At 71.1% G+C, this 23,044-nt stretch carries 27 protein-coding genes; all 27 read right to left on the reverse strand.

From position 1 onward, the window contains the following. Positions 1-79: 79 nt before the first annotated feature. The 27 genes from SSP08S_RS55895 to SSP08S_RS26105 all read right to left on the reverse strand — a co-directional run bounded on the left by SSP08S_RS55895 (position 80) and on the right by SSP08S_RS26105 (position 22,709). Positions 80-634, reverse strand: coding sequence for a hypothetical protein (locus tag SSP08S_RS55895; RefSeq protein ID WP_245607954.1), 555 nt, complete (start codon positions 632-634; stop codon positions 80-82). A 143-nt stretch (positions 635-777) separates the two neighbouring features. After that, positions 778-2,577: a vWA domain-containing protein gene (locus tag SSP08S_RS25980; RefSeq protein ID WP_019070562.1), complete on the reverse strand. Its 1,800-nt coding sequence runs from the start codon at positions 2,575-2,577 to the stop codon at positions 778-780. After that, positions 2,574-3,716, reverse strand: coding sequence for an AAA family ATPase (locus SSP08S_RS25985; RefSeq protein ID WP_019070563.1), 1,143 nt, complete (start codon positions 3,714-3,716; stop codon positions 2,574-2,576). Before SSP08S_RS25985 ends, SSP08S_RS25980 begins: the two co-directional genes overlap by 4 nt. Before the next feature lie 194 nt (positions 3,717-3,910). Next, positions 3,911-4,132: a hypothetical protein gene (locus tag SSP08S_RS25990; protein ID WP_019070564.1), complete on the reverse strand. Its 222-nt coding sequence runs from the start codon at positions 4,130-4,132 to the stop codon at positions 3,911-3,913. 242 nt (positions 4,133-4,374) lie between these two features. After that, on the reverse strand, positions 4,375-5,565 hold the full coding sequence (locus tag SSP08S_RS25995; protein WP_019070565.1) for a hypothetical protein: 1,191 nt from the start codon (positions 5,563-5,565) through the stop codon (positions 4,375-4,377). Then, on the reverse strand, positions 5,562-6,023 hold the full coding sequence (locus tag SSP08S_RS26000; protein WP_019070566.1) for a hypothetical protein: 462 nt from the start codon (positions 6,021-6,023) through the stop codon (positions 5,562-5,564). Before SSP08S_RS26000 ends, SSP08S_RS25995 begins: the two co-directional genes overlap by 4 nt. A 38-nt stretch (positions 6,024-6,061) precedes the next feature. Then, positions 6,062-7,168 (reverse strand): hypothetical protein, encoded by a 1,107-nt coding sequence (locus SSP08S_RS26005; RefSeq protein WP_019070567.1) that lies wholly within the window; start codon positions 7,166-7,168, stop codon positions 6,062-6,064. Continuing rightward, positions 7,161-7,904, reverse strand: a complete 744-nt coding sequence (locus SSP08S_RS26010; RefSeq protein ID WP_026178831.1) for a glycosyltransferase family 2 protein — start codon at positions 7,902-7,904, stop codon at positions 7,161-7,163. Before SSP08S_RS26010 ends, SSP08S_RS26005 begins: the two co-directional genes overlap by 8 nt. Before the next feature lie 48 nt (positions 7,905-7,952). Then, positions 7,953-8,465 (reverse strand): hypothetical protein, encoded by a 513-nt coding sequence (locus SSP08S_RS55900; RefSeq protein WP_019070569.1) that lies wholly within the window; start codon positions 8,463-8,465, stop codon positions 7,953-7,955. 130 nt (positions 8,466-8,595) lie between these two features. Further along, positions 8,596-9,138 (reverse strand): hypothetical protein, encoded by a 543-nt coding sequence (locus SSP08S_RS26020; RefSeq protein ID WP_019070570.1) that lies wholly within the window; start codon positions 9,136-9,138, stop codon positions 8,596-8,598. Beyond that, the gene (locus tag SSP08S_RS26025) at positions 9,135-9,830 is read right to left on the reverse strand and encodes a hypothetical protein (RefSeq protein ID WP_019070571.1); all 696 of its coding nucleotides are present in this window, start codon (positions 9,828-9,830) and stop codon (positions 9,135-9,137) included. The genes SSP08S_RS26020 and SSP08S_RS26025 overlap by 4 nt, the downstream gene beginning before the upstream one ends. 107 nt (positions 9,831-9,937) lie before the next feature. Further along, entirely contained in the window at positions 9,938-10,480 is a 543-nt protein-coding gene (locus SSP08S_RS26030; protein ID WP_063739181.1) for a hypothetical protein, read from the reverse strand. A 19-nt stretch (positions 10,481-10,499) separates the two neighbouring features. Next, positions 10,500-11,270, reverse strand: a complete 771-nt coding sequence (locus tag SSP08S_RS26035) for a hypothetical protein (protein WP_019070573.1) — start codon at positions 11,268-11,270, stop codon at positions 10,500-10,502. Positions 11,271-11,312: 42 nt separating this feature from the next. Continuing rightward, complete coding sequence (locus SSP08S_RS61855) at positions 11,313-11,468, reverse strand: hypothetical protein (RefSeq protein ID WP_158697204.1); 156 nt, start codon at positions 11,466-11,468, stop codon at positions 11,313-11,315. 399 nt (positions 11,469-11,867) lie between these two features. Then, positions 11,868-12,629 (reverse strand): HAD family hydrolase, encoded by a 762-nt coding sequence (locus SSP08S_RS26045; RefSeq protein ID WP_102133421.1) that lies wholly within the window; start codon positions 12,627-12,629, stop codon positions 11,868-11,870. Then, entirely contained in the window at positions 12,626-13,231 is a 606-nt protein-coding gene (locus SSP08S_RS63585; protein WP_245607953.1) for a chromosomal replication initiator protein DnaA, read from the reverse strand. The genes SSP08S_RS26045 and SSP08S_RS63585 overlap by 4 nt, the downstream gene beginning before the upstream one ends. A gap of 61 nt (positions 13,232-13,292) precedes the next feature. Continuing rightward, positions 13,293-13,457, reverse strand: a complete 165-nt coding sequence (locus SSP08S_RS61860; protein ID WP_019070576.1) for a hypothetical protein — start codon at positions 13,455-13,457, stop codon at positions 13,293-13,295. Between the two features lie 121 nt (positions 13,458-13,578). Continuing rightward, entirely contained in the window at positions 13,579-14,148 is a 570-nt protein-coding gene (locus SSP08S_RS26060) for a hypothetical protein (RefSeq protein WP_019070577.1), read from the reverse strand. Between the two features lie 72 nt (positions 14,149-14,220). Continuing rightward, positions 14,221-14,556, reverse strand: a complete 336-nt coding sequence (locus SSP08S_RS26065; protein WP_019070578.1) for a hypothetical protein — start codon at positions 14,554-14,556, stop codon at positions 14,221-14,223. Positions 14,557-14,820: 264 nt separating this feature from the next. After that, positions 14,821-15,327: a hypothetical protein gene (locus SSP08S_RS26070; protein WP_019070579.1), complete on the reverse strand. Its 507-nt coding sequence runs from the start codon at positions 15,325-15,327 to the stop codon at positions 14,821-14,823. Positions 15,328-15,389: 62 nt separating this feature from the next. After that, positions 15,390-16,895, reverse strand: coding sequence for a VirB4 family type IV secretion system protein (locus SSP08S_RS26075; protein ID WP_019070580.1), 1,506 nt, complete (start codon positions 16,893-16,895; stop codon positions 15,390-15,392). Between the two features lie 28 nt (positions 16,896-16,923). Further along, positions 16,924-17,385: a DUF6238 family protein gene (locus SSP08S_RS26080; RefSeq protein ID WP_019070581.1), complete on the reverse strand. Its 462-nt coding sequence runs from the start codon at positions 17,383-17,385 to the stop codon at positions 16,924-16,926. Positions 17,386-17,488: 103 nt separating this feature from the next. Beyond that, positions 17,489-18,961, reverse strand: coding sequence for an SCO6880 family protein (locus tag SSP08S_RS26085; RefSeq protein WP_019070582.1), 1,473 nt, complete (start codon positions 18,959-18,961; stop codon positions 17,489-17,491). Between the two features lie 81 nt (positions 18,962-19,042). Continuing rightward, on the reverse strand, positions 19,043-20,413 hold the full coding sequence (locus SSP08S_RS26090; protein ID WP_019070583.1) for an SCO6881 family protein: 1,371 nt from the start codon (positions 20,411-20,413) through the stop codon (positions 19,043-19,045). 36 nt (positions 20,414-20,449) lie between these two features. Then, positions 20,450-21,139, reverse strand: a complete 690-nt coding sequence (locus tag SSP08S_RS26095; RefSeq protein ID WP_019070584.1) for a hypothetical protein — start codon at positions 21,137-21,139, stop codon at positions 20,450-20,452. After that, a complete protein-coding gene (locus tag SSP08S_RS26100) occupies positions 21,139-21,453 on the reverse strand; it encodes a DUF6112 family protein (RefSeq protein ID WP_019070585.1) in 315 nt (104 codons plus the stop codon). Before SSP08S_RS26100 ends, SSP08S_RS26095 begins: the two co-directional genes overlap by 1 nt. Positions 21,454-21,590: 137 nt before the next feature. Continuing rightward, positions 21,591-22,709 carry a C40 family peptidase gene (locus SSP08S_RS26105; RefSeq protein WP_019070586.1) on the reverse strand — a complete coding sequence of 373 codons (1,119 nt, stop codon included), beginning with the start codon at positions 22,707-22,709 and terminating at the stop codon, positions 21,591-21,593. Between the last annotated feature and the right edge of the window lie 335 nt (positions 22,710-23,044).

Genomic DNA, 23,044 nt, shown 5'->3' on the forward strand with positions numbered 1-23,044 from the left:
GGGTGGCGGCGGGAAGATCAATGGTCCGCAGGATCGCCGGTTTGGCTAACCGGCGATGTTCGGCTATGTTCCGGGCCGGTCAGCGGAACGGGTTCTCCGTCCCGCGATCCTGCTCCGCTACGGCGTCGAGGAGTTCGAGCAGGTCAGCGCCTTCTGCATCGCGCTGATCGATCCACCATCCCGTACGTGTCACGGTCCGGGCCTTGTCCTCCAGCGCCGCCCAGTCGGCCTCGTCCCAGGTGCCCTCGACGACCAGCGTGGTGTGCGCGGCGGTCATCAGCTGGTGACGGGACCGTTCGCCCCAGTCAAGGGCCCGCTCGGGGCCTTCCAGCGGTGGCATGTCGAAACGGGCCGCCCACTCCGCGGCTGCCTGCTGCTCCTCGGCCCGCCTGGCGGCGAGCCATTGCTCCTTCGAGCCGGAATCGGTGTCGCGGGCGGCCTTCCAGCAGTCCGTGCAGTCCCTCTCCGCGAGCCAGCGCGCGAACCCGGCCCGCCGGTCGGCGGCCCGGCCGGACAGGTCATGAACGACCTCGTGGCCGCAGGGGTGTGTGACGGTCCACTCCGTAGGAACCCCCGGGGAATTCCGTTTGATGGGCGTTACGTTCGAGGTCGGGCTGCTGGTCTGGGGCTTCAAATCGTGTGCCTTTCGTTGGCGGTTGGGGTGGTGGCCTGCGTCGTTGCGGAGGTCGTGCATCAGATGCACGATTCATGCGGCGGACGGAGGTGGTCTGGAGTGCTTGGCGGTGGTCTCGGGGACGCTTGCGCCTTCGCGTTGTCTCAGCGTGTCCTGCGGATGGCGTCTGTGGCCGCCGTGGCGATGGCGACGGGAGCGCTGGAGGGCTGGGGCAGGTGCAGCAAGGTGGTCCCCGGCAAGTGGCGGGACTCCGCGGTGAGGGTGAGCTGGAGTACGGCGCAGCCGGCGGTCGTGAGCTGCTTGACGCGGGTGACGGCCTGGGCGGTTTCGTCGCTGCGGTACCGGGCGTCGGTGACGATCACGAGGAGGCGGCCGGCGCCGGGGCGGCTGAGTTCGAGGCCGTGGTCGAGTGCGTCGATGGCGTCGCCGAGGTTGTGGTGGCCGCCGTTGGCATCGAACGTCGTCACGCGCTCTGGTGCTCGGTGGGTGGGCCGGGTCAATGCGGTCAGGTGACTGTCGTAGGCGATGGTGGCGGTAAGGGAGTCGGGGTCGGTCAGGGCTGCCGCGCGTGCCACGATCCAGGCAGCGGACGCGACGGGCGCGCAGGCGGCACGCATGGAGCCGGAGACGTCGACGGCGATACCCACACGCAGCGGTGGGGTGGGGGAGTTCCGGCGGCGGGTGTGGGTGAACGGTTGTGCGGTGGGGACCGACCCGGCCGCGCGCTGAGCGTCGCGGGCGAGGGCCGCGCGCATGTTGAGGCGGCCGGGCGGGGTGGGGCTGGTGGTCCGCTCCTCGGTCCGCTCGCGGTAGGCGGCGGCACGCAGGGCGCGGCTCAGGCGCGCGGCGGCACTCTGCTCGGCGGCGGTGGGCCTGCGGGTGCCGGTGACCGGGTTGCCGTAGGGCGCCGGTGTGCCGTCGGGGGTGACGGTGGTGCCACGGGCGTTGAAGACCGACTTGGCGGTGGCGGCGGCTTTGCGTCGCTGGCCGGCCCGCTGGGCGCGGTCCTGAGCCTGCGCCTTGGACTGCGCGGCCATGGCGTTGGCCGCTGCGGCCTGTGCCGCGAGGTCGGCGGCGTCGGTGGCTGCCGTGCTGTCCATGACGACCCCCACGGCGCCGGACAGCAGATCGGTGAGGTTCTCCGGCACGGGCAGGGCGGGGGCCGCGGTGTCCAGAGCGTCGCACCATTTTTGAGCGTGCGCGAGCATGGTCGTGGCGTCGTGGTCGGCGCACTGGTGGGCTGCGGTCCAGATGCGGGTGAGGGTGGCCAGCAGGTTTGCGCCCAGCACCTTTTCGCACAGATCGGCGACGGCCCGGGTCTCGCCGGCGTCCAGGATGCCGACGTCACGGCGGCCGAGGACCAGGGCCGCCACGGCGGCGGCGTGCTCGATGCCCTGGAGGGTGGGGTGGGCGATGTCGGGCATGACCAGGGTTTTGGCACTGGTGCGCAGGTACGTGCGGTCCGTGGGCCGCCGGTTCAGGTGTGCGCCTTCGACGCGGCTCTCCTCCAGCAGGAGCGCGGCCTCGACGACACGGGGGTTCGCTCCGGCAGGCTTCGTCCAGATGGAGTGGGCCGCGTGCGCGGCCTCGTGGACGAACACTCCCCAGGCGGCGGGATACCGCTCCTCGTCGCCCACGATCCGCGGATGGATCTCGTGGGGCTTAAGCGGGGCGAACAGGCCGGCGTCGAACTCGACCTCGCCCAGAGTGGGGAAGAACGCGGCCGGTGCGCCGCTGCGCGTGCCGGGGCGGCAGGTGACGAGGAGGTCTGGGCGGCCGGAGAGGGCGACCAGCCGATCGCCGAGTTCGGCTCCCACGCGCAGCCACAAGTGCGGGGAGGATCGGGGTTGCGCGGGCGGGGCGCCGTCGTCGTCCCATCGCGCGAGGTCGGCGTCGTCGTCCGGCGTGGTGGCGGGGGACTGGACGTGGTGGTGGGCGCTCATCGCGAGCGGCCCCGGTGTGCGGAGCCGGTGCTGCCCGGGGGCTGCCGGACGGCCGAGGCGGCAAGCTGCTTGCCGAGGGTGAGGGGACGGATCTCCTTGACGCCGGCAGCCTTGATGACGGCGGCGGCGACGGCGTCGCGATCCTCCAGAGGGGCGATGCCGACCAGGTTCGCGAGCGCGGCTTTGGTGCCGAGGACGGCCTCGGTCTTCTGGTAGCTGAGCAGCTCTCGCAGTTGGGGGGCCCAGCCCAGTTCGCCGAGTTCGACTTGGCGGGAGAGGTGTCGGGCGACCCGGACCACTCGGGCATCGATCCTCAAGGCCAGGGCGAGGTCATAGTCCGTGCCGATCTGGATCTGCACGCTGAACCGGCTCGCGAGCGCCTCCGTCAACACCGCGCCGTGGACGCCGGGATTGTGGCCCGCCACCACGTAGAAGCCCGGCTCGGCCTTGATGGTCTCGCCCTTGTGGGCCTTGACCTGGATCTGCCTGCGCCCGTCCATCGCGGGATACAGCGCCGCCAGGACCTTCGGTGAGATCAGAGTGGCATCGTCGATCAGCAGGGCGCGGCCCTCGGTCATCGCGGTGACCAGCGGACCGTACTGGAAGACGTAGGCTCCCGCGTCGTCCTGTGTGTACTCGCCGATCAAGTCGCCGACCGTGGTGTCGCCGTCACCGGCGACGGTGAGCAGGTCCTCGAACGCCGCCTCGACCAGACTCGTCTTGCCGGTGCCCGGAGGGCCGTAGAGCAGCACCGGCACGTCGGCGTCGCGCAATCGATTCAACGCCTCGACGTCGGGCAGATCGGCCAGCTCCCGGGGGTGGTAGACCTGGCCCCCCGCGCGGCGGATCGGGCCCGTCTGCCTGGGCGTGGCTGCTGCGGGAATGGTCGTGCGGGCCGTGGCCGCCTGGGCGCGGGGAGCGTGGGTGCCCGGTGGGCTGATCACAGCGGTCTGCGCGGCTGCGGCGGTTTTCGCGTTCGCGCGGAACTCCGGTTGTCCCCTTCCACCTTGGTCGGCCTCGCCGCGTCGCACCAGGGTGAGGGCGGCGTTGCGGACGGCGCCGTGAGAGTGGCCCAGCTGCCTGGCCATGTCCCCGATGGTGAGCGTGTCCACCGGCCGGTCGGCCAGCAGCCGGGCCACCTTGGCCCGTAGCTCGCCGCCCTTGGTGCGCGCTGGACTGGTCGGCGTTCCGGGTGTGGTCAAAACGAGGCCCCTTCAACAGGTGCGGGTGCGGGCGGGGTTGGCGATGAGCTGGAGAGGCCGGCCGCTCTCGGAGCGGATCACGGACTGTGCCGACAACGGCGACCGGGCCAACCGGGGCGTACCGTCGGCGCTCACCGGCCGACCGGGAGCTCGGTCCACGTGCACGGGATGGCCGGCGACGAGCAGCTCGCCGGCTGCCGAGCAGGCCCGTGCGTCCGCTCCGTACCGGGTTCCGTCGCTCGGCAGGCGCAGCCTGGCGTCTCTTCGAAGCCGGCCTGGAGCAGGATCCGCCGGGCGGCGGCGTTGTAGCCGGTGGTGGTGATCTCGCCGGTGATGGTGTGCCGGATCGTCATGAACGGCTCTGCTGGTGCTTCGGGCAAGGCGGATCTCCTATCGGTGGTGGCGGGAAAGCGGTGGGGTGTTGGGCGAAGGCGAGGCGGGCCCGGAGCTTCCAGCACATCAACGGTGCGTGGCTCGACCACGAACGATGGGCAATGACTGCCGACATGCTCCAGGGCGAGGAAGACGAGCCGACAGCGGTGCGCAGTCGGGACCGGGGCCAAGGGCGTTGTGCCCGGGTGTCTGCGGCAAGACCCTAGAGGCGGCGTGTGGTGACTGGAGCCACGGGTGGCGCCGCTGGTGGTGTGGTGTCCACGGCTGGACGCGGGCGGACGCGCAGCACGGGGGTGCGGTGCGGCGGCAGGACGGCGACGGTCGCGCCGAGGTCCTGGGCCGCCGCCTCGACTTCGTGGGTGAGGAATTCGATCTGTCGGCCCAGCGCCGAGAGGCGGACGGCGATCTGGCGGCCCTGCACGATCTCCAGGGCGCTGGCGAACTGGCCGCTTGTTTCCAGGAGTTCTTGGAGACGGACCATCGGGCCCGCGTCATAGCCGCGCTGGACGGCGCTGAGGAGAGCGTCGGATGCGTCTGCAGCGGTCCGGCCTTCGACGACGTCGCGGATGAGTTCCTGCAGCGACAACTCCGGGACCGGTGCTGGGCGGTTGTAACGGGAGACGTCTGCACGCAGTACGCCGGGCGGAACCGGGGCGGGCAGTACCTTCCCCGCCTCGTACTCGTGGGCGTAGTGCCCGATCACCTGCCAGCCCGGTGCGTCCGGGTCGCCTCGCAGCGCGACCACCGTCGAGTCGTCGTCTTCGATCAGATGGGCCAGGGTGATCGGCTGCCCGTCGGCGGCGTACCACGACTCGGTCAACTCCAGCTCGCCTCGCCTCTGAGCAGCCTTGGCCATCTCGGTCCACATTTGCTGTTCTTCGTCGGTCAACGGGGCTTTGTGGCGCTGGTGTTGGTTCTGGTCGGCGAGGTCGCTGGCGATGACGCTGTGATCCGCCCAGGCGGTGAGGTGCGGCCACAGCGCTGAGTGCTGCGCGCGTTCGGCCGGGGAGCCGGGGGCGGCGGGTTGGTCCAGGGTCCGGCGGATCTCGGCGGCGGAGATGGCCAGGCCGTCCAGCACGGCCCGCCACCCGGCAAGGTGCCGTGCGGGTGGCAGCTCGTGGAGTGCACGACGGGCGGCATCGAGCAGAGCGTCGGCGTACGGGGCGAGGTAGGAGGTGTACGCCTCGACCGCCGCCTTGTCACGGTGGGCTCGTGCGGCTGCCGCGGCGTCTGCCTGGACGGTGCGGCCGTAGCGGTCGCGTGTCATGTCGAGCGCGGTTTCGGTCTCCCGGTCGATGACCGCCATCCGCAGCCGGAAGCCGCGTGCACCGTTGGCGAGTTCGGGTGCCACCGGCAGGGGGCCTTCGGGCGGCGGGCTGATCGCCGGGGTCATCGGGAGCGTCCATGGTCCGACGCGGTCAGGTGGACGGTCGGTGCGTAGGTGGGCTTCGGCGGGATCGGCCGGGCGCCTGGCGCGGAGGTGGTGGGCGGTGTGGCGCGCTGTGTCGTTCGGCCGGCGGCGGCCTGGGCGAGACGGCTGCGGTGTTCCTGGAGTCCGCCTGGCCGGACGACCGGGCGTGGCGGGCTGGCGGTGAGGGCTGGGTCGAGCGGGATGTCGGCCTGCACGGTGTAGCCCTGGAGGCGCAGATCGTCGACGGCCTGGCGGGTCCGGCGGGGACCGTCGCGCTCGGGCTCGCTGAGCCGGTACAGCCCGGGTTCGCCGGGGACGGGCTCGAACTGCTCGCGCTCCAGGTACCACGCGCCGAGGTGCGCGGGCATGGCAGAGGTGAAGGAGGCGACGATGCCGTGCGTGTCGTGGGTGCCGAAGGCGAAGTGGGTGCCGGGTTGCAAGGGGGCGGGGTTCTCCTCACGTTGTCGGGGTGGAGCGGTCAGTGGCTGCGGTGCGCGGGAGGGACTGCGGTAAGGGGGTGGACCCGCGTGGAGAGGGGGAGAGAGGGGCGGCGGTGGGGTCCGCTCACGCGGGCCTGGCGCAGGAAGATCTCGCCGTCGGTGAGCCAGGTCTGGATGGCAGGCCACGCGCGGGCGTTGCGTTCCTGCGAGGGCACGGAACTGCCGTCGACCACCTCACCGAGGAGGGTCTCGGTATCACTCAGGACGTCGGTCAGGCGGGTAAGGGTGGCGGCGTCGTCGGGCCATGGGCTGCTGGCGGGACGGCACCGGGCGATCAGCGTGGGGGCGTGGTCGACGACAGTGAGGAAGCGGCGCCAGGAGTGGTCGAGGAATTCCTCGGTCGCGGCGCCGAGTGCGGCAGCGTTCTGCGGGGTGGCGTCGCTGGAGCGGCCGGAGGCGGCCATGGCCCGCCAGCTGTTGTGCTCGCAGCGGATGCCCCCGAGTACGGCGGCGATGGCCGCAGTTCGGCGGGCGTGGACGGCCTGCTCATAGGAGGGCAGGTACCGGTCGGCGACGGCCCGGGCCGCCAGTCCGGGGAACGGCGGCAGGACGATACTGCGCGGCGCGTGCGGATCGCCGTAGCCTTCTGCGAGCCCTTCCGGGCCGAAGGCGCCGACCAGATAGTCGAGTTGACTGCCGGGGCGCTCGACAAGCAGCAGCATGGTGCCCTGCACCGTGTCGGTGAGCGTGGCGGCGTAGGGAATGCGCTCGCTCTGGAGGGCGCGGCCTAGTTCGCCGCTGTCCCAGATCCAGGGCACGAGGTCTTCCTGCCAGGCGGGGTGGGAGTAGATCTCGACCGACGTGTTCCACTGGCCGGGCAGTTGGCGCGCGAGGTCGCGGGCGGCATCGCCGATGAAGCGCCGGCTGCTCATGTGCACGGTGGTGCGATGCCGTTTAGCGCAGCGGACCAGGTCGACCACCATGGTCCCGCTGCCGTCCACCGGCAGGTGGTAGACGCCCTCGTCGTCCCGCCGGAAGCCGCTCTCCGCGAGGGCGCTGTGCGCCCACGGGTACTGCTCGCCGGAGGCGATGGCGACGATGCCCGACTCCCGGCTGTGCGACAGGATGATCTGCGCCTCAGCCACGAACCTGGTCCTCGCCGCAGCGCAGGACGGCGCGCAGGCTGCGGCCGTACTGCCAGGCGTGTTCCCGGGCCGCCGCCTCCAACTGGTCGTATCCCACCTGGGCCGTCATCTGCCCGTTCCACTTGCGGTACCTGTACACGGGGACCGGCAGCAGGATTCCGGGTGAGAGAGCGGTGACACCGAGGGCCGCGCAGTAGTCCTCGCCCTGGACGAGGCCGCCCATCGGGGCGGCGCGCACGAGGTCGGTGCGGGCGAGGATCGTGGTCGGCCCGATGGGGATGGTGCCCGCCGGGGACTTCCAGTACGTCCACACGCCGCCGGCCTCATGCCGGCCGGGCGGGGTGGGACATCGCCACAGCGTGGTCGAGCCGTCAGGGTGCTGGTCCTCGCTCCATCCCGCACACCAGCCCACCCCGGTCGATTCCAGGGTGTCCAGCCGTACGGACATGGCGTCGTCGGTGAACTCGTCATCGTCGTCAGCCCAGTTGGTGTACCGGGTGCGGACGTGGGCGAGGGCCATGTTCCGTGCGCAGGCGGCGCCGACCGGTCGGGGCAGAGCAAGCGTGCGGACACGGGGGTCGTGCGCGAGCGGGGCCGGGAGGAGGTCGGGCGGGGCGCCGTCGAGCGCGATCACGGCCTCCCACGGCACGGACTGTCGGGTGAGGCTGGCGTGCATGGCGGTCAGGTAGTCGAGCCGCTCTTCGCGCAGGCGGCTGGCGATGACGACGGTGATCAGGGGGGTGGAGTACGGGGGCAGGGAAGGCTCCGGGAAGACGAGGGGGGACTAACTGCGCGCGGCGGGGCGCGGGGTGCCGGCCTTCGCGGGGGATGCGGCGGGAGCGCTCGGCGGCGTGCTGCGCGATACCCGGATGGCCGGTGCGGGAGCGGAGGAGGACCAGTGCGCCGGGTGGTCGCTGAAGACGGTGCGCGGGTCGGTGGCCCAGTCGACGAGCGGTCCGATGTCCTCGTGCAGGAGGCTGATCACCTCGATCCCCTCATGGCGCAGGACGTAGCCCCACTGCATGTCCTGCTCGTCGGCGGTCTCGTCGGTGACCGTCATGCGCACCGGCGGGGAGCCGTCGGGGGTGATCAGGTGGTCGAGCGTACGGCTGGGCCGGTGCTCGCCGCCGGTCAGCGCGGCCACGAGCGGGGGAGGAGCATCGTCGAGGAGATCGGTGCCCAGCTGGTCCCACCCGACGGCGACGTCATCGATGAGAGCGCGCTTCATGGCGTGCAGATCGCGGGCGAAGCGCCATTGGAAGGCGGCCAGCAGCAGCGGCAGATGGTGGCTGGGCACACCGTCGCAGTGAACGTAGATACCGGCGTAGCCGTAGCCGGAACCTGAATCTGTGGGGCGGGCGATGAAGGAACGGGTGGCCAGAGCAACTCCAAAGTGCTTACGGGCGGGATCAGTTGGTCGCGAGGTGTCAGGGGCGACGGCGCGTGGGATGGGTACCACCTGCGTCAGCGGCCCGGCTGTGCTGCCCGGTGACGGGTATCGCGGAGGAGCCCGACGTGTTCTCCGCCCCGGCGGGTGAGCTGGTCACGGCCTCAAGCGCCCGGTTGAGGCCGCGCAGTGCGGCGGCGTGGCCGAGCGTGACGGCCAGCCGGGCTTCGACCGGGGCGGCGGTGCCGGGCCGGGGCGGCGTGAGCTGGTGGATGTCGGCGAGGCCGGTCAGGGCCGTGCTCAGGTGGGTGGCTGCACCGTTGCTGTGCGCGAGGGCCGCGGCCAGCTGGGCCAGATACTCGCGTCCCACGCCGGTCTTCGCGAGGGTGCTGTCGGCGGACTGGCGCAGGTCTGCGACGAGCCCGGAGGAGAGGTTGTACACGGCGACCAGGTGGTCCAGCACGGGCACGAACGCCTCCGCGCCGCTGGTGGCGGGCGGCACCAGGGCGGCGGCGGTCTCGCGGATGCGGCGCTGCCAGGTGGCCAGGCGGGCGCGGACGAAGTCCTCGTTGGTCAGGTTCATCGGGACATCCCCCTGCGCGGTGCGACGGGTCCCAGGGGAGGGTAGGAGCGCGGGCTGCCGGTGGAGGGGATGGTGATGTGGAAGCCCTTCAGCCGTAGACGGTGCAGGCTGATGGTCAGTTGGCGTCTGGTCTGCTCGGGGGTGAGGGTGTCGGGGAGGTGGCATTCGCCGGTGGCGGGGTCGAGCAGGAAGCCGCCGTGCGCGAGCAGTTCGCGGAAGGCGCTGATGTAGCCGGTGCTGATCCGTGGACGTCGGTGGTGGTCGAGGGTGACGTGGATCTGGAGGTGGCCGGGGCTGCTGCGCCGGGTCGGGGCTGGTGCCGCGAGACGGTAGTCGGTCAGGAGCCGGCGGTGCAGCCGGGCCGCGGCCCGTGCGGGGTCGGCGGGGATGGCGATGCCGCGCGGGGCCTTGATGCCCTGGACGTGCTGGTGGCGGGTGTTGGCGGGCAGCATCGGCAGCACGAGGTACTGGTCGTGTTTGTGGGGGCGGGGCATAACGTACAACTGCAGGCCACCGTGGTGGGTGAGGACGCTGCGCGAGACGCTGTCCGTTTCGAACGTGGCGTAGGGCAGGGGGCCGCTGTCCCAGATCCGGCCGCTGGCCGGATCGGTGGCGATGGGGACGGCCATCGGGTCGGGCTGCCAGCCGGGCAGGCGGTCGGCGAGCGCTCGGGTGAACTCGCTTACGTGCAAAGGAAGTTCCTAGGCGGGACGGTTCAGGGCGTGGCGGTGGTGAACAGTGGCGGGAGTGCGGCTGCCGCTGGGGCGCCGCAATGGGCCGATGGTCCAGGGTGTGCGGGTCAGCGGGTGCGGGATGGAGCGGCTGATGCGGTCGGCGGGACCGGGACGGTCGCTGGTGGTGGCGTGCGGGTGTCGGCGGTGGTCCGCAAGTGCTGTGCGGCGTGGGCGAGTTGGGTGCGGCTCTCGCCGATACGGTCCACGAGGTCCTGGTGGGCGGCGGCGATGGCTCGGGTGCGGGCGGGGCCGGGACGCGGGTGGGTGAGGTCGGCGAGGCGCGCGAGGTGGTGAACGGCGGAGCTGAGGGCGGCGAGCGCGCCACCGGTCGGCTCGGCGGCCTCGGCGAGCGCGAGGGTGACGCGGCGGTGGGAGGCCGTGGCCGTGTCGGGGTAGTTGGCGGCGGCCCGGTGGCGGAAGGCGTGTTGCCCGGTCAGGTAGCCGAGCAGGCGGGCCAGGTTGCGGATCTCGTCGTCGAGGATCTCGCTCAGCGCCGGATCGGGGCCGATCTGGTAGGGGAGAGGGAGGTGGTCGGCCACGGTGTTGAGCCGGTCGGCCACGTTGTGCAGGAGCACCCGTTGGTCGAGGTCCGAGGGAAACAATTCCATGAGGCGCGGACGCAAGCGGCTACCGCCGCTGGGCGGCGGAGGCGGCTGTGGGCGTGAGCGGGCGGGCCGGGGTCACGGTGGGTGCGGCTGGTGTGGCGTGGCGGAAATTCACGCCGATGCCCTGGGCCGTGAGCAACCGGACCGCGGCGTGGAGGAACAGGGCCCGCTCGGCGCGGCTGTAGGAGGCCGGCAGGGCGAACGCCGCCTCGTGCGGCCGGTACTGGAAGCTGCAGCTGTAGAGCACGTCATAGGCATCCTGGGGCACCGACTTGTACGGTGCGCCCACCACACCGTCCGGGTACCAGATCAGCGTGAGGTTCTGGGCAGGTTCGGGTGCGGGCTTGCGGTGCGGTGGCTCGGGCTGGATGTCCGCGTTGTGGCGGACCATTTCCAGAGCCGCCTGGTAGCGGGGCAGGACGCGGCGGGCGACGTCGACGGCGGCACGCACCGGATCGCCGGGCACGACGATGCCGCTGGGCACCTCCACCGGCTCGACCTGGTGGCTCTTGAAACCGGTGGGTTCCATCGGGGCGACGAGGAACTCGTTGCCCCGCCCCACGGGCCGTTCGAAGACCACCAGTTGCTGGCTGTCCGGCCCGTTGAGAAGGACGACGTCGACCATGCGACTGAAATCTGTCGCCCAGTCGATGTGGCCGTTGTCCCAGACACGGTACGAGAGGGAAGGGTGGGCGTAGTTGTCGATGTGCTCGTGGCTGGTGGTCCACGTGCCAGGCAGACGTTCGGCGAGTGAGCTGGCGAAGACGGACAGATCGGCGGGTAGGGCTGGCATGGTTCCTGAGGTGTGGCAGCGGGTGGTTGGTGCGTCGGATGTTCAGCGCCGTGGGCCGCTGTCTCTGGGCTGAGGTCCGGGCGGGGGCGGGGGCGTGCCGGGAGTGGTGCTGACCTGCTTCACGGGTGCGTCGAGGTCCGGGAGCGAGTCGTAGTACGCGCGCAGGATCTGCAGGTCGGCTTCGGTCGCCATGGCCATGGCGGAGGCGATGCTGCTGGCGGCGCCGCGCAGCAGCCAGGACGTTGACTCGGGTTCGGCTCCGCGGTGTTGGCCCTTCCACTTGGCGGTGGCGGCCAGGTGCTCGATGACCTCGTTGAGGAAGGGGGAGACCGCGTCCAGAAGGGTGTTGAGGACGGTACTGAACTCGGCCGGGGTGTCGGCCGCGTCCAGAGCCCGGCGGAAATGGCTCAGGTCCGGGGCGGGAAAGGGCTCGGCGGGTAGTGCGTGGTGAGTGCGGAAGTCTGCCGCGTCGCGATCGGCCCAGCGGTACAGGTCGCCCCTGGTGGCGGATCCGGTGTGGTAAGCGCGGATCTGCTCGGAGGTACGGCCGGCGTTGTCGTACAGCTCGAAATCGGGGTGCTGCAGGGGAACTCCAGGTCAGTTACGGCGGCGCGGTGTGGGACCGGGCGCCGGGGCCGGGTCCGCCAGGGGCGTGTGCCGGAACCGGGGCGGGCTTGTGCACTGGCGGAGACCCAGGGCGAGGGCTTCTTCCAGGGTTGGGGTGAAGACCAGTCCGGCGCGGCACAGGGTGCGGGCGGAGTCGAGGCCGCCGGAGTGCAGGACGGCCCGGGCGCCGACCGCGTGTGCGGCACGAGCGTCGTCCACACTGTCCCCGATGACGAGCACCGGCCGGGATCGCAGAGCGTCCGGCAGGGCGGCGAGATGATCGGCAAGGACACCTGCCTTGGTCCCGTCGCGACCGCGTCGGCCGTCGATGCGGCTGAAATGGCCGGTGATGGCCAGCCGGTCGGTCTCCTCGACGAGCACGTCGTGCGGATACAGCGACAGGAGCGACTGACTGTGCCCCAACCCCGTTGTCTGGCGCAGGAGTTGTTCGGCTCCTGGGCGGAGGCGGGGCGGCCGTGAGCGCAGGAACACCGCGAAGTCGGCCTGAGCCTGGGCCCATTCACCATCGGTCACCGTGCGGTTCAGAAGCCGGTCGTAGAAGGCGCGGATGGGGACGGTGTGCTTGGCCTGGTAGGTGGCCAGGTCGATGGGTGCCGCCTGCAGCCCCGTGAGGGTGTGGTTGACCGCGTCGAGGAGGTCGCCGACGTCGTCCTTGAGGGTGCCGTTCCAGTCCCACACAATATGGACGTACGGCGGCAGCTGCGGGAGACGGTCTGTGCTCCGGTGGGTCATCGGCTCACCGGTGTGTGCGGGGATGGCCCGGCGCCTGGCGGCACCGGAGCCCGGCCCCTCGGCGGTGAAGCGTCTCTGCCACTGCCGTGCTGGTTGATGTCGTCGACGGCGGCGGTGGCAGGGGAGTCGTGCACCGTGCTGTGCGTGACGCGGTGTGGGTGGCTGCCGTCGCCTGCCTGGGTGCGGCGCTGGTATGTGACCTGCGGGTGTACGTCGTCGAGATCCCGGGCGTGCACGCCGAGTTGGTTGAGCCTCGTGTCGATTGCCTCGATCATGGGCGGGACGTCGGCGCCGTTGCGGACTTCGGGCCGGTCGGGAACGCCGGGGTCGGCCGAAGGGGTCGAGTCGTAGATCAGCTCGAACTGCTCGTGGGCGTCGGGGTGTTGGCGGGTGACGGACCATCCCTCCGGGTCTCCCGGCGGACGGCTGGAAGGCGGCTCCTGCGGCGGAGAGATGATCAGGTAGCTGCCGTCGGGGAACGAGACGCGCACCATATACGCGCTCAGGCCGAACTCGATGTCGCACTCCAGCCCACGCTGCCGCAGCGGCGTGGTGATGTGCGCGTGCCGGCGCCACAGCTCCTGCCACCACGCGGTGGCCACGCGGCTATGGTCGGGAAGCGGCGCGAGCGGCCTCGCGCTGTCGCCGGCACGGGTGTTGTCGTCAGCGCCCACGGATCCTCCTGCGGGAGGCGGGCGTGCGGTGCAGCGCTGGTGTCCGCAGGACGGGGCGCGGCTCCGGAATCGGGGTCAAGTCGAATTCGAACTCTTCGTAGGTGGAGATCAGACCGTTTTCCATCTGGGCTTCGCGTTCGGCGGCCTGCGCCATGAGGTCATCGTGCTCGGCCTGGCACTGCTGGTACTGGGCCCAGTCGGCGTCGCTGAAATGGGCGGGGCGGTTCAGGGGACTCCTTGAGGTGGTGATGCCGGCTCGGATCTTCGCCCGGGGGCTAGCGGCGGCGACTGCTCGGCCTGGGCGGTGGAGGCGCGGGGTTTTCCCGAGGGGCGAGCGTCGAGAGGAAGTGCTGGAAGCGGAGGTGGTCTTCGAGTTCCTTGGCCGCGTCGCGGAGGGATTCTGACGTGCGCCGCAAGAACGCGCGCGCCGAGGCGTGGTTGATGACCATGCGGTTCGTCATGTAGTGCTGGTCGGCCGGGCCAGAGGCGCGCGGTAGACCCAGGGCGGTCTCCGCGGTCTCCGCGAAGTGCGATGCCGCGTGGGCCGACATAGTGCTCGCCATCGCGAGATGGGCCAGAGTGGCGCGGCCTGCGCGGTGTGTGCTGTGGGGACTCGCGGCGAACTCGCCCGTGAGCCGGAGAACGTCGCGGGAGAGGTCCTGTGCGTTCGTTGCGTGCCCGAGCAGCTCGGTGTAGGAGGGCTCGGTCGGCACATGGCCGCTTTCGTCCAGCAATTGCCACTCCTGGACGGAGTTGTTGAACGTGGCCTTCATCGTGTGGAGCGTGCGGATAAGGCGGAGAGCGTCGTCGGGCGGTATCAGTTCGCGTTGAATGTCGGGTTTCATGGCCTTCTTGCGGTGGCTCTGTTGCTGCCGGTTTCTTGTTGTCGATGGTGGGAGGGAGCCGATCCACAGGAGTCAGCGGCGGCGTACCGCCGAAGGCGCGGCTGCTCTCGCGCGTGGCGCGTCGGCAGGCCGGACGGATGCGGGCTTGGTGGTGGACGCTGTCGGTACCGGTTGGAGGGCGACCTCCTTCCGGCGTGCGTTCGTGGACCGCCAGGCAGATTCGATGGCCAGTGATTCCGGCAGGAGCTGGGCGTCTTCGATCAGTTCGTCCAATCGGCTTGTCCACGACTTCAGTTCGCCTGCGGAGTCGAGTGCGCCGCGGTCGTGGCACCAGTTGGCTGCGCTTTCCAGGAACTGGTGCAACTGGGCGAGTGCGCCGTGACCGTCAGCGATGGTGTGCTCGTACACCTCGGTGAACCGATCGATATCGGGGGCGGCTTGGAGAGCTTCCGTCGCGGCGCGGACGGAGGCGCCGGAGTCCGGCGGCTGTACGTAGGGTTCGGGCTGGACGGCGACCGCCGGCGTCGGGGCCCTTTCCGGAAGCCACCGAGGTACCCGGCGAGAGCCTTCGTACTCGTAGTAGTCCGGCTTGGAACTGGTTATGTGCGCTTCCGTTCGTGGGGATTGGGGCCGCGCTGTTCGTGAACTCGGCGCTTTTTGTCTGTAGGGCCGTCAGTTCGGCGTGGGCGTGCTGGCGGTGGGGTTGCTGCCTAGCAGAGAAGCGTTGGTCTTGAACTGGTTCGCGGTGGCGTAGATCGCGGTGCGAGCGTGCTCGATGTTCTGCTGCAAGATCGGGAGCAGATCTTTCGGGTCTTCGATCTGCGCGTCCGTGGCGTGCGCGAAGAACTGGTGGTGGGCGCTGATCTGGTCCATGGCCTTGGCCAGGTAGTGGTGGGCGAGCCCCAGAGGCGCTGCACACTGGCGAATAGCCGTCGCGTGCATGTCGCGGTCGCTGCCCTTGCCGTTGAAACTGGTGACCAGGTCATCGGCGAGGCAGTTCAATTCCCAGGTGATCTGTGAGAGCGCCGCGTCGATCGCGTCGCTGATGGCCTCGCCCTGTCCTTTGGCGACGGACTGCGGGAGTCGGTCTGCGATCCTTTCGAGGCTCCGCGCCGCTGCCCGGAGGTAGTCGGGGTTGGTACTACGGATGTCATGGGGGTAGGTGGAGGTGTCGTACATCTCTGTCCTCTGTGTATCCCTCAGCCGGTCGGAGCCGGCTGATTTGCGGAAAATGTCATGTTTCAGTGCATGCGGGCGTCGGTGTCGAAGAGCGCCAGCTCGTGAGGGTGCAGGAGGTGCTGCACGATGAAAGATCGTCCGGCGACTTTCCACAGGCCACGGCCTCGGTTGAGGTGGGCGATGGCGTCCATTTCGACGGAGGTCAGGCCGAGCAGGGAGGCGGCGGCGTGGAGTTGGTCGGTCTCCTGGCGGTAGATGATGCGGGTGGAGCAGTCCGCGAGGAGCCCTTCGGCCAGGGCCCGGCCTTGTGATCCGGCGTCGCCGGCGGTGAGCAGGTCGGACAGCCGGTGGATCACCATGAGGTTGGCGATGCCGAGGCCGCGGGAGAGCTTCCACTGGGCCTGCATGCGCTGGAGCAGTCCGACGTGCCGCATCAACCGCCATGCCTCGTCGTACACGATCCAGCGTCGGCCGCCGTTGGGGTCGGAGAGGGCGGATTCCATCCAGGCACTTGCGCAGGTCATCGCGAGGACGAGGGCGGTGTCGTCGCCGGAGCCGCCGAGGTGGGACAGGTCGATGGTGAGCATCGGCGCGGTCGGGTCGAAGGCGACGGTGGAGGGTGCGTCGAACATGCCGGCCAGGTCGCCGTGCACCAGGCGGCGCATCGCGTGGGCCAAGTCGCGGGCGGCGTCGGCGAGTTGGCCCCACATCATGCCGGCGGCCTCGTCGAGCGCAGTCGGATTGTTGAGGGTGGCGGCGATGTCGCCGAGGAGCGGTGTGCGTCCGGTGGCGGTGGCGCGGGTGACGACGGCGTCCAGGGCGACGTCCAGGGCGGTGTGTTCCATGGGCATCAGGTCCCGGCCCAGAACCGTCCGGGCCAGGGAGCCGAGAAGGAGAAGGCGCCGTTTGCGGATCTCACCGGCCCAGTCGGCCTCCGCGATGCTCTGTGGGCGTGGTGCCGCGTCCAGGGGGTTCAGCCGTCCGGGCAGGCCGGGGCCGAGAGCGACGGACCGGCCGCCGAGGGCTTCGGCCACCGGGGTCCATTCGCCTTTCGGGTCGCACGGAACGTAGACGCGGTATCCGAAGGCCACTGACCGCAGGGCGAAGCTCTTGGCGAGCGCGCTCTTGCCCTGGCCGATCACTCCGGCGAGCAGGAGGTTCGGGTTGGTGAATCCCTCGACCCGTCCGTACAGCGCGAACGGATCGAAGACGAACGACGCTTCGGCGTGGACGTCGCGCCCGACGTAGATGCCTTCGGCGCCGAGCCCGCCTTCGGCCAGGAACGGGTATGCGCCGGCGGCCACTGCCGTCGTCATGCGGTGGGCGGGCAGCTTCAGCCGGTTCCTACGGGCGGAGGCGGTTCCGGGACGTCCGCTCGGCGGGTAGAGCGCGGTGGGCGTCTCGTGCTCGGCGGAGGTGCTCTCGGCCTGGTGGGCGCTGGTTTCCGCGCGGACCCTGGCGGTGGCTTCGGCGAGTTGGCGGCGGGCGGCCTTGCGGCTGGCGCGGTCGGTGCCGTGGGGGGTGAAGAGCGGGCTGGCGGAGGCGCGTCGGGCGGGCCGGTGGCTCACCGGGGGCGCTCGATTCTGCGGGTGGTGCTCATCGCACGCAGGTTGTGGTGTGGGGGCGGAGGTCGGTGGGGGTGGTCTTGCGGCGGATGCTGTGCCCGGCGGCGAGGTGGCGCTGGCAGATGGTCAGCACGGGCGGTCCCTCGGGCAGCCGTTCGGGATGGCATGCGCCCGTCTCGGCTTCTGCTGCGGTGTTGCTGGGCAGCAGGTGGAAGGCGGAGTGGACCTCGCTGGTGGCCTGCCAGAGGAGGGTGTGCGCGGTGGCGAGGTGGCGGCCGGCGCCAGGGTGCGGTGGCCGGGTGGTGTCGGCGAGCCGGTCCAGGAGCTGGTGCAGGGAGGTGAGGTGGGTGTGCAGCACGTCGAGGTGCAGGCGGTCCGCAGGCCGGGGCGGGTGGGCGTCGGACGGTGTCAGTGCCCGGGTGTGGTGGCGGATGCCGGCGCTCGCGGCGCGGAGGTAGGGGTGCGCGTCGTCCGGAGGTGTGCGAGAGGTCAAAGGTGGTGGTCCTTCCTGCCGGGAGGCAGGGGCGGCGACGGAGGGTCCGTCGCGGATGATCGAAGACGAGCGGGCGGAGCGGGCCGGTGGGGGCGGGTCCGGTTCACAGGGCGGTCTGTGCGAGCGGGAGCGCGGCGAGGGCGAAGGCATCCGGCTGCTGATAGGTGAGCCGTCGCAGGTCGACGCCGGAGGTGACGGCGTGGGTCTCGATCTGTGCGCAGGCGGCGTCCAGGAGGGCGTCGGTCTCGGCGGTGACGGTGACCAGGCCGGTGAGGGCCACGTCGGCGTGCCCGGCGATGAGCTGCCGTTCACGTGTTTTGACGTCGGCGTACTCGACGGAGTCCTCTTCGGAGTCGACCTGCCCCCGGCGGGCCCTCTCGTTGGCGTCGGCAATGATCGCCGCCTTCTTCCGCTGGACATCCCGCAGTGCGGACTCGAGTCCCTGCGGCACGTATATAAGGGAGAGGCTGCGGCGCACGCCGGCGGTGAACATGATCCCGTGCAGGAACCCGGCTCCCATTTCGGTGCGCGGCCAGTTCTCCACCCAGTAGGTCGCGTGCCGTGCGCTGTCGGTGGCGAGGCGGTCGTATTCCTCGACCTGGACGACGGGCCCGGCGGCGGCGGGGTCGGCCTCGGCGCGGCCGGTCGTCGACCACTGCTGGAGGGCGGCGAGGGCGCCTGGGTCGTAGGCGGTGCGGATGACGGCGGCGATCTCCCGCGAGGTCAGCCATCCGGTGACCTGGAGTCCGGCGTTGCGGGCGGCCTGGGCGATGGACGCGGTGGTCTGCTCCATGACGGTGAAGGCCCCGGGAAGTCCGCCGCCGGCCTGCGAGATCAGGCGACGGGCGGCTTTGAGGTCGAGGGAGATGGCGAGGTAGGTCTCGTGCGGGGCCGCGGCCGGGCCGGCTGAGGCGACCAGTTCGGAGTAGATCTGTCCGGCGACGGGGGTCTGGGGCTGTCCGCTCTGGGTCCAGTGGCGGGTGAGGGTGTCGCCGCTGTCGGGGACGGTGCGTTCCAGCACCTGCACGGTGGCGATGTGCCCGGTGCGGGCGATGCCTGCCAGCGCGCGTCCCCAGCTGCTCACGTTGTGGTTCTGGGTCGCGGGGTCGAGGAGGGCGAAGGCGCGGCTGCTGACGCGGGCGACGGCGGTCAGGGTCTGCCGGTGCGGGTCGTGCACGGCTGCGGCGCCGTTGGCGGAGTCGCCGGGGGTGACCACCGTGAGGGAGGCGGCGGTGCCGGGCAGGTGGAGGATGCCGTCCTGACGGGGACGGGTGAGGGGCCGGGCGAGCCAGAAGGTCTGGCCGGTGCGGCGGCGGTGCGCGTAGCGGGCGACGATCGGCGCCCAGTCGATCAGGGAGCGGCCGTGGCGGCGGATGGCGACGAGCGCACCGGATGCCGCCCACAGCGGGGTCAGGGCGACGGCGCCGAGCAGCCCGGTGGAGACCACCGTCACCAGCAGCAGCGCCAACGTGCAGGAGACGAGGAGGAGTTGGGGCAGGGAGAGTCCGAGGAGGATGCCGCGGCGGGACCGGTGCGGGAACTTCACCGTGACCGGGGCGACGGAGAGATCAGTCAAGGGGCGGGTCCTGGAGGCGCGGGTGGAACCCGGGGGCGGGAGGCGCAGTGCGCGTCCCGCCCCCGGAAGGCGGGCAGGGGATCAGAGGCCGGTCGGAGGCGGCGGCGGTCCGCTCGCCCCGCTGGACGTGGAGGTCTGCGAACCGGAGGACGGCGGTGCGCCTTGCGGCGGCGGGGTCGTGGCAGGCGGGACGGACTGCCATCCGCCGCTCTGGCCGGACGCGGCGCTCGCACCGGATCCACCCGGCTCCGGGCTGCCGCCCGCCTGGCCGCCGGTGTTGCCCGACACGTTCGTCGGTGCGGGCTGGACGGCCTTCTCCGGACCCGACGTGGCGGCATCGCCACCGGGGGAGACGCCCGATCCTCCGCCCTGCGAGCCTTCCTTGCCCTCTTGGCCTCCGCCGGTCGGGTGGGCCGCGATGTCACCGGGGAACCCGTCCCCGCCGGCGGCGTCGGGGCCCTGCGGTGCGGCGCCCGCTCCGGCTGCCGCGCCGCCCGTAGCTACAGCCGCGGCGCCCTTGCGGGCAGCCTTCTCGGCATGCGCCCTGGCGATCTGCGCTCCAGCGCCGCCGGCCCGGTGGATGGACTCGCCGTCGGTGCCATCGGCCGCCCAGTGCACGAACTTGAAGACGGCGTACGGGCACAGCAGCACCAGGATCATGATCACGATGCCGGACATGACGTCCGCGAGGGCGGCGATGCCGTCCTTGGCCTCGGTCTTGCCCATGGCGGCGATACCGAGCACGAAGATCACGGTCATCAACAGCTTGGAGACGACGAGGGTGGCGGTGGCCTCGACCCAGCCCTTGCGCCAGCGCCGGGCGACCTCCCAGCCGCCGCCGGCCGACGCGAAAATCGCCAGCGTGACCATGACGAGGATGCCGACCTTGCGGACCATCATCACGCACCAGTAGAGGAAGGCGCCGATGGCGGCGCCGAGACCGGCGACGACCGGGACGAGCCAGCCCAGGCTGGACAGTGACGCGATCTGGTTGACCTTCACGATGCGGCGCACGGCCGACTCGATGTCCAGGTGCGCGGCCTGGAACAGGCCGTCGCTGACGGCGTCGACCACGTCGACGGCGATCGTGGTGAAGGCGATGGCGCAGAAGGCGAACAGGACGCCGGACGCGGTGCCGGTGAATGCCTGGGTGAGGGCTTGTCCGTCGCGCCGGACGGCGGCCCGCACCAGCTGCGCACAGAAGGTCGCGACCAGCAGGGTCAGCCCCAGTGGCAGCAGCATCTCGTAGTTGTCGACGAACCAGCGCGCGTTGAGATCCACTTTCGTGGTGGTGTCGACGGCCTCGGCGGCCAAGTCGCCTGCGGCGGCTGCCAGTTCACCGGCGGACTTCGCCATCCAGTCACCGATGGCCTTGCCGGGGTCCGAGGCGAAGTCGACCGCGTCGCCAACGGTGCACAGCTTGTCGGCCAGGGGGTAATCACAGAAGCCCACGGGGAGTTACTCCTCCATTCTTGTGTCCGGCGCGGGTCATTGGGTGACGCTCGGAGCGATGGCGGCCAGGGTGCAGTCGTGGTTCGGCCGGCACTGGACGGCGAGGGTCACGGCGCGTTCCTCGGCTCCGCTGCCGCCCTTTGTCCAGGCGATCTGCTGCGTGCCGTTGGCGGTGACGACGTAGATGTATGCCTCGGTGATCGCGGAGGGATCCTCGGCCAGGGCCTGTTTGAACGCGCTCGGGTAGTGGCCCTCGCTGACGTGGGCGGTGGCGTGCTGGTCCTGGTCGGTCATGCGCGACCAGAGCACCGGATCGGGAACCTGGCCGGAGACCGACGCCCAGTCGGCGTACGTGGTCTCGGTGGTCATCCAGGCCCGCATGCCGGCGAGTTGCTGGTCGCGGCTGGAGTCGCGGGTGTCGTAGGACCACAGCATCTGGGCCGCCGCCGTGGCGTAGGCGACTGGATCGGCGATCTGCGGCGGCCCTGGTACCGACCCCGATCCGGCGGCGGGACCGGGCGAGGCGGCGGAGGACGGACTGTGTACCGGGGTCGGCGCGGCGCCGGCCCCGGTCTGGTGACTGCCTTCGCCGCCGGACAGGTGGGCGACGGTCGCGGCGATGGCGAGCAGGGCGCCGACGACCAGGGCGATGACTGCGATGCGCCGGTTGGCCGGCCAGCCCATGCCGTACGAGGACAGCGAGAGGGAGGGGAGTCGTTTCTGCATCAGTGGACCTGCGACCCGAGAGCCGAGAAGAACGCGACGATGCCGTTCGCGGCGCCCAGGCCCAGGGCGGCGCCCGCGGCGACGACGGCGCCCTTTTTGCCGTTGGCCTCGGCCTGGTGGCCGCCGGTGTGGTGGCCCCAGGCCCACACGCCGAGCGAGACGGCGAGGGCGCCGACGACGGCGATGATCCCGAACAAATTGATGCTGTTGACGACGTTCTTCAACACGCTCAAGCCGGGCAGGCCACCGCCCTTGGGCGAGATTCCCGGGTCGTAGGCGAGCTGGATGAAGCGGTCTGCGAGAGGGACGGACATGGGTGTGGCGGGGCTCCTTGCATACGCGGGCCAGGCGGGGGCCGACGGGAAGGGGGAAGCGGAGGGGGGGTGCGCTCGGGGCGCGGAGGTGGCCGCGGCGGCGGCCCGCCCGGAGCGGTGTCCGGGCGGGGGCGGCGTCAGAGGACGCGGCGGGCGGCGAGGATCGTCCAGTCCTTGATCGGGGTGATCCGGACCGGCTTGGTGGTGCGCGGAGCCTCGATCACGAGGCCCTCGCCGATGTACATGCCGACGTGCTCGGGCCGTGCGGCACTGCCGCGGCTGAAGATCAGGTCACCGGGCTTGAGCTGGGCGGCCGAGACCGCCGTGCCCTCCTTGACCTGCGTGTACGTGGTGCGGGTGAGCGTGACGCCGGCGTGCCGGTACGCCTGCTGCATCAGGCTGGAGCAGTCGCAGCGGCCCATGGGGTCGGTGCCGTGCGCGTTCGTGCAGGAGCCGCCCCACTGGTAGAGCGTCCCGAGCTGGTGCATCGCCCACTCGATCGCTTTGCGGGCCGTCGGATCGGCGTCCTTGGGGATCGCGTAGCCCTTGGGGACGCTCCCCTCGGGGATGCGGCCGAAGCTGGAACCGTCCTGGCCCGGCGCGCAGCCGGTCGTGCTCGTCGACGGTTGCTCGTCCTGGTCCGCGTCGGTGCCGCTGCCGGGGAAGGTCTTGGCGATGGCGTCCTGCAGCGCGGTGGCCAGGCTCTCCCACTGCGCGTACGCGTCCGGCAGGCCAGACCTCTGCACGGCCTGTGCGGCCTGGGTGACGGTCATCTGCTGCCAGCCGGCGACCTTGAGCAGGTGCTTGTAGAACTGCTCGGAGGCGTAGACCGGGTCGCGGATCTGCTGGGCAGTGCCCCAGCCCTGGGAGGGGCGCTGCTGGAACAGGCCGAGGGAGTCGCGGTCGCCGTAGTTGAGGTTGCGCAGCCGGCTCTCCTGCATCGCCGTGGCGAGCGCGATGATCTGTCCCTTGGTGGGGACGTCGAGCGAGAGGCCGGTGGCCACGATCGTCGCCGCGTTGGGGACTTGCTCGGCGGGCAGGTCCAGTCCCTCGATGTGGACGTCGGTGCCGGACGCCCCGTCGAGAATCTTGGTGACCTGCTCGGCGACCTTGTCCGTGTCGAGGCCGGTCAGGCAGTTGCTGAGGGAGCCGCTGCTCTGCACGGCGTCGGCGGAGGAGGCCAGCATCATGCTGGTGCCGCCGATCAGGATCGGGGAGAGGAAGACGACGCCGATGCCGGCGGCGAGCCACTTCAACCGGAGCGGACCGCTCGCCGGTCAGCGAGTTCGGGCAGGGGTGGGTAGCAAGACGTCATGAGCGTGTCCTTCGGGGTGCGGTGCCCGCCGTGCCGCGTGCGCGAGAGCGCTGGAACGGCGCGGCAGCCGGAGGCGGGAGATCGGAACGGGCCGGTGCGGGCGAGGTGCCGCTCGCTGCGCGTGGCCGTGCCGTGAGCCAGGTGTGCCGGGGCAGAGGGGTGCCTCGGCGAGGTAGAGCGGGGAGTGGCGGCCAGCGGCGGTGTGCGCCGGGCGGTTCAAAAACAGTAGGCGCGGATCGGCGGTTGACCAAAAAGTGCGGCGCGAGGTACCGGAAT

This window comes from Streptomyces hokutonensis (genome assembly GCF_000376565.1).
GTDB classification, from domain to species: Bacteria; Actinomycetota; Actinomycetes; order Streptomycetales; family Streptomycetaceae; genus Streptomyces; species Streptomyces hokutonensis.

Excerpts from the sequence above, each read along its gene's own strand:
- SSP08S_RS26045 (WP_102133421.1), bottom strand. The coding sequence starts at position 12,629 with ATGACCCACCGGAGCACAGACCGTCTCCCGCAGCTGCCGCCGTACGTC.
- SSP08S_RS26095 (WP_019070584.1), bottom strand. The coding sequence starts at position 21,139 with ATGCAGAAACGACTCCCCTCCCTCTCGCTGTCCTCGTACGGCATGGGC.
- SSP08S_RS25980 (WP_019070562.1), bottom strand. The coding sequence starts at position 2,577 with ATGAGCGCCCACCACCACGTCCAGTCCCCCGCCACCACGCCGGACGAC.
- SSP08S_RS26035 (WP_019070573.1), bottom strand. The coding sequence starts at position 11,270 with ATGCCAGCCCTACCCGCCGATCTGTCCGTCTTCGCCAGCTCACTCGCC.
- SSP08S_RS26060 (WP_019070577.1), bottom strand. The coding sequence starts at position 14,148 with ATGAAACCCGACATTCAACGCGAACTGATACCGCCCGACGACGCTCTC.
- SSP08S_RS26070 (WP_019070579.1), bottom strand. The coding sequence starts at position 15,327 with ATGTACGACACCTCCACCTACCCCCATGACATCCGTAGTACCAACCCC.
- SSP08S_RS26020 (WP_019070570.1), bottom strand. The coding sequence starts at position 9,138 with ATGAACCTGACCAACGAGGACTTCGTCCGCGCCCGCCTGGCCACCTGG.
- SSP08S_RS25995 (WP_019070565.1), bottom strand. The coding sequence starts at position 5,565 with ATGACCCCGGCGATCAGCCCGCCGCCCGAAGGCCCCCTGCCGGTGGCA.
- SSP08S_RS25990 (WP_019070564.1), bottom strand. The coding sequence starts at position 4,132 with ATGACGATCCGGCACACCATCACCGGCGAGATCACCACCACCGGCTAC.
- SSP08S_RS26030 (WP_063739181.1), bottom strand. The coding sequence starts at position 10,480 with ATGGAATTGTTTCCCTCGGACCTCGACCAACGGGTGCTCCTGCACAAC.
- SSP08S_RS26100 (WP_019070585.1), bottom strand. The coding sequence starts at position 21,453 with ATGTCCGTCCCTCTCGCAGACCGCTTCATCCAGCTCGCCTACGACCCG.
- SSP08S_RS61855 (WP_158697204.1), bottom strand. The coding sequence starts at position 11,468 with ATGGCCATGGCGACCGAAGCCGACCTGCAGATCCTGCGCGCGTACTAC.
- SSP08S_RS61860 (WP_019070576.1), bottom strand. The coding sequence starts at position 13,457 with ATGGCGCAGGCCGCCGAACGCGAAGCCCAGATGGAAAACGGTCTGATC.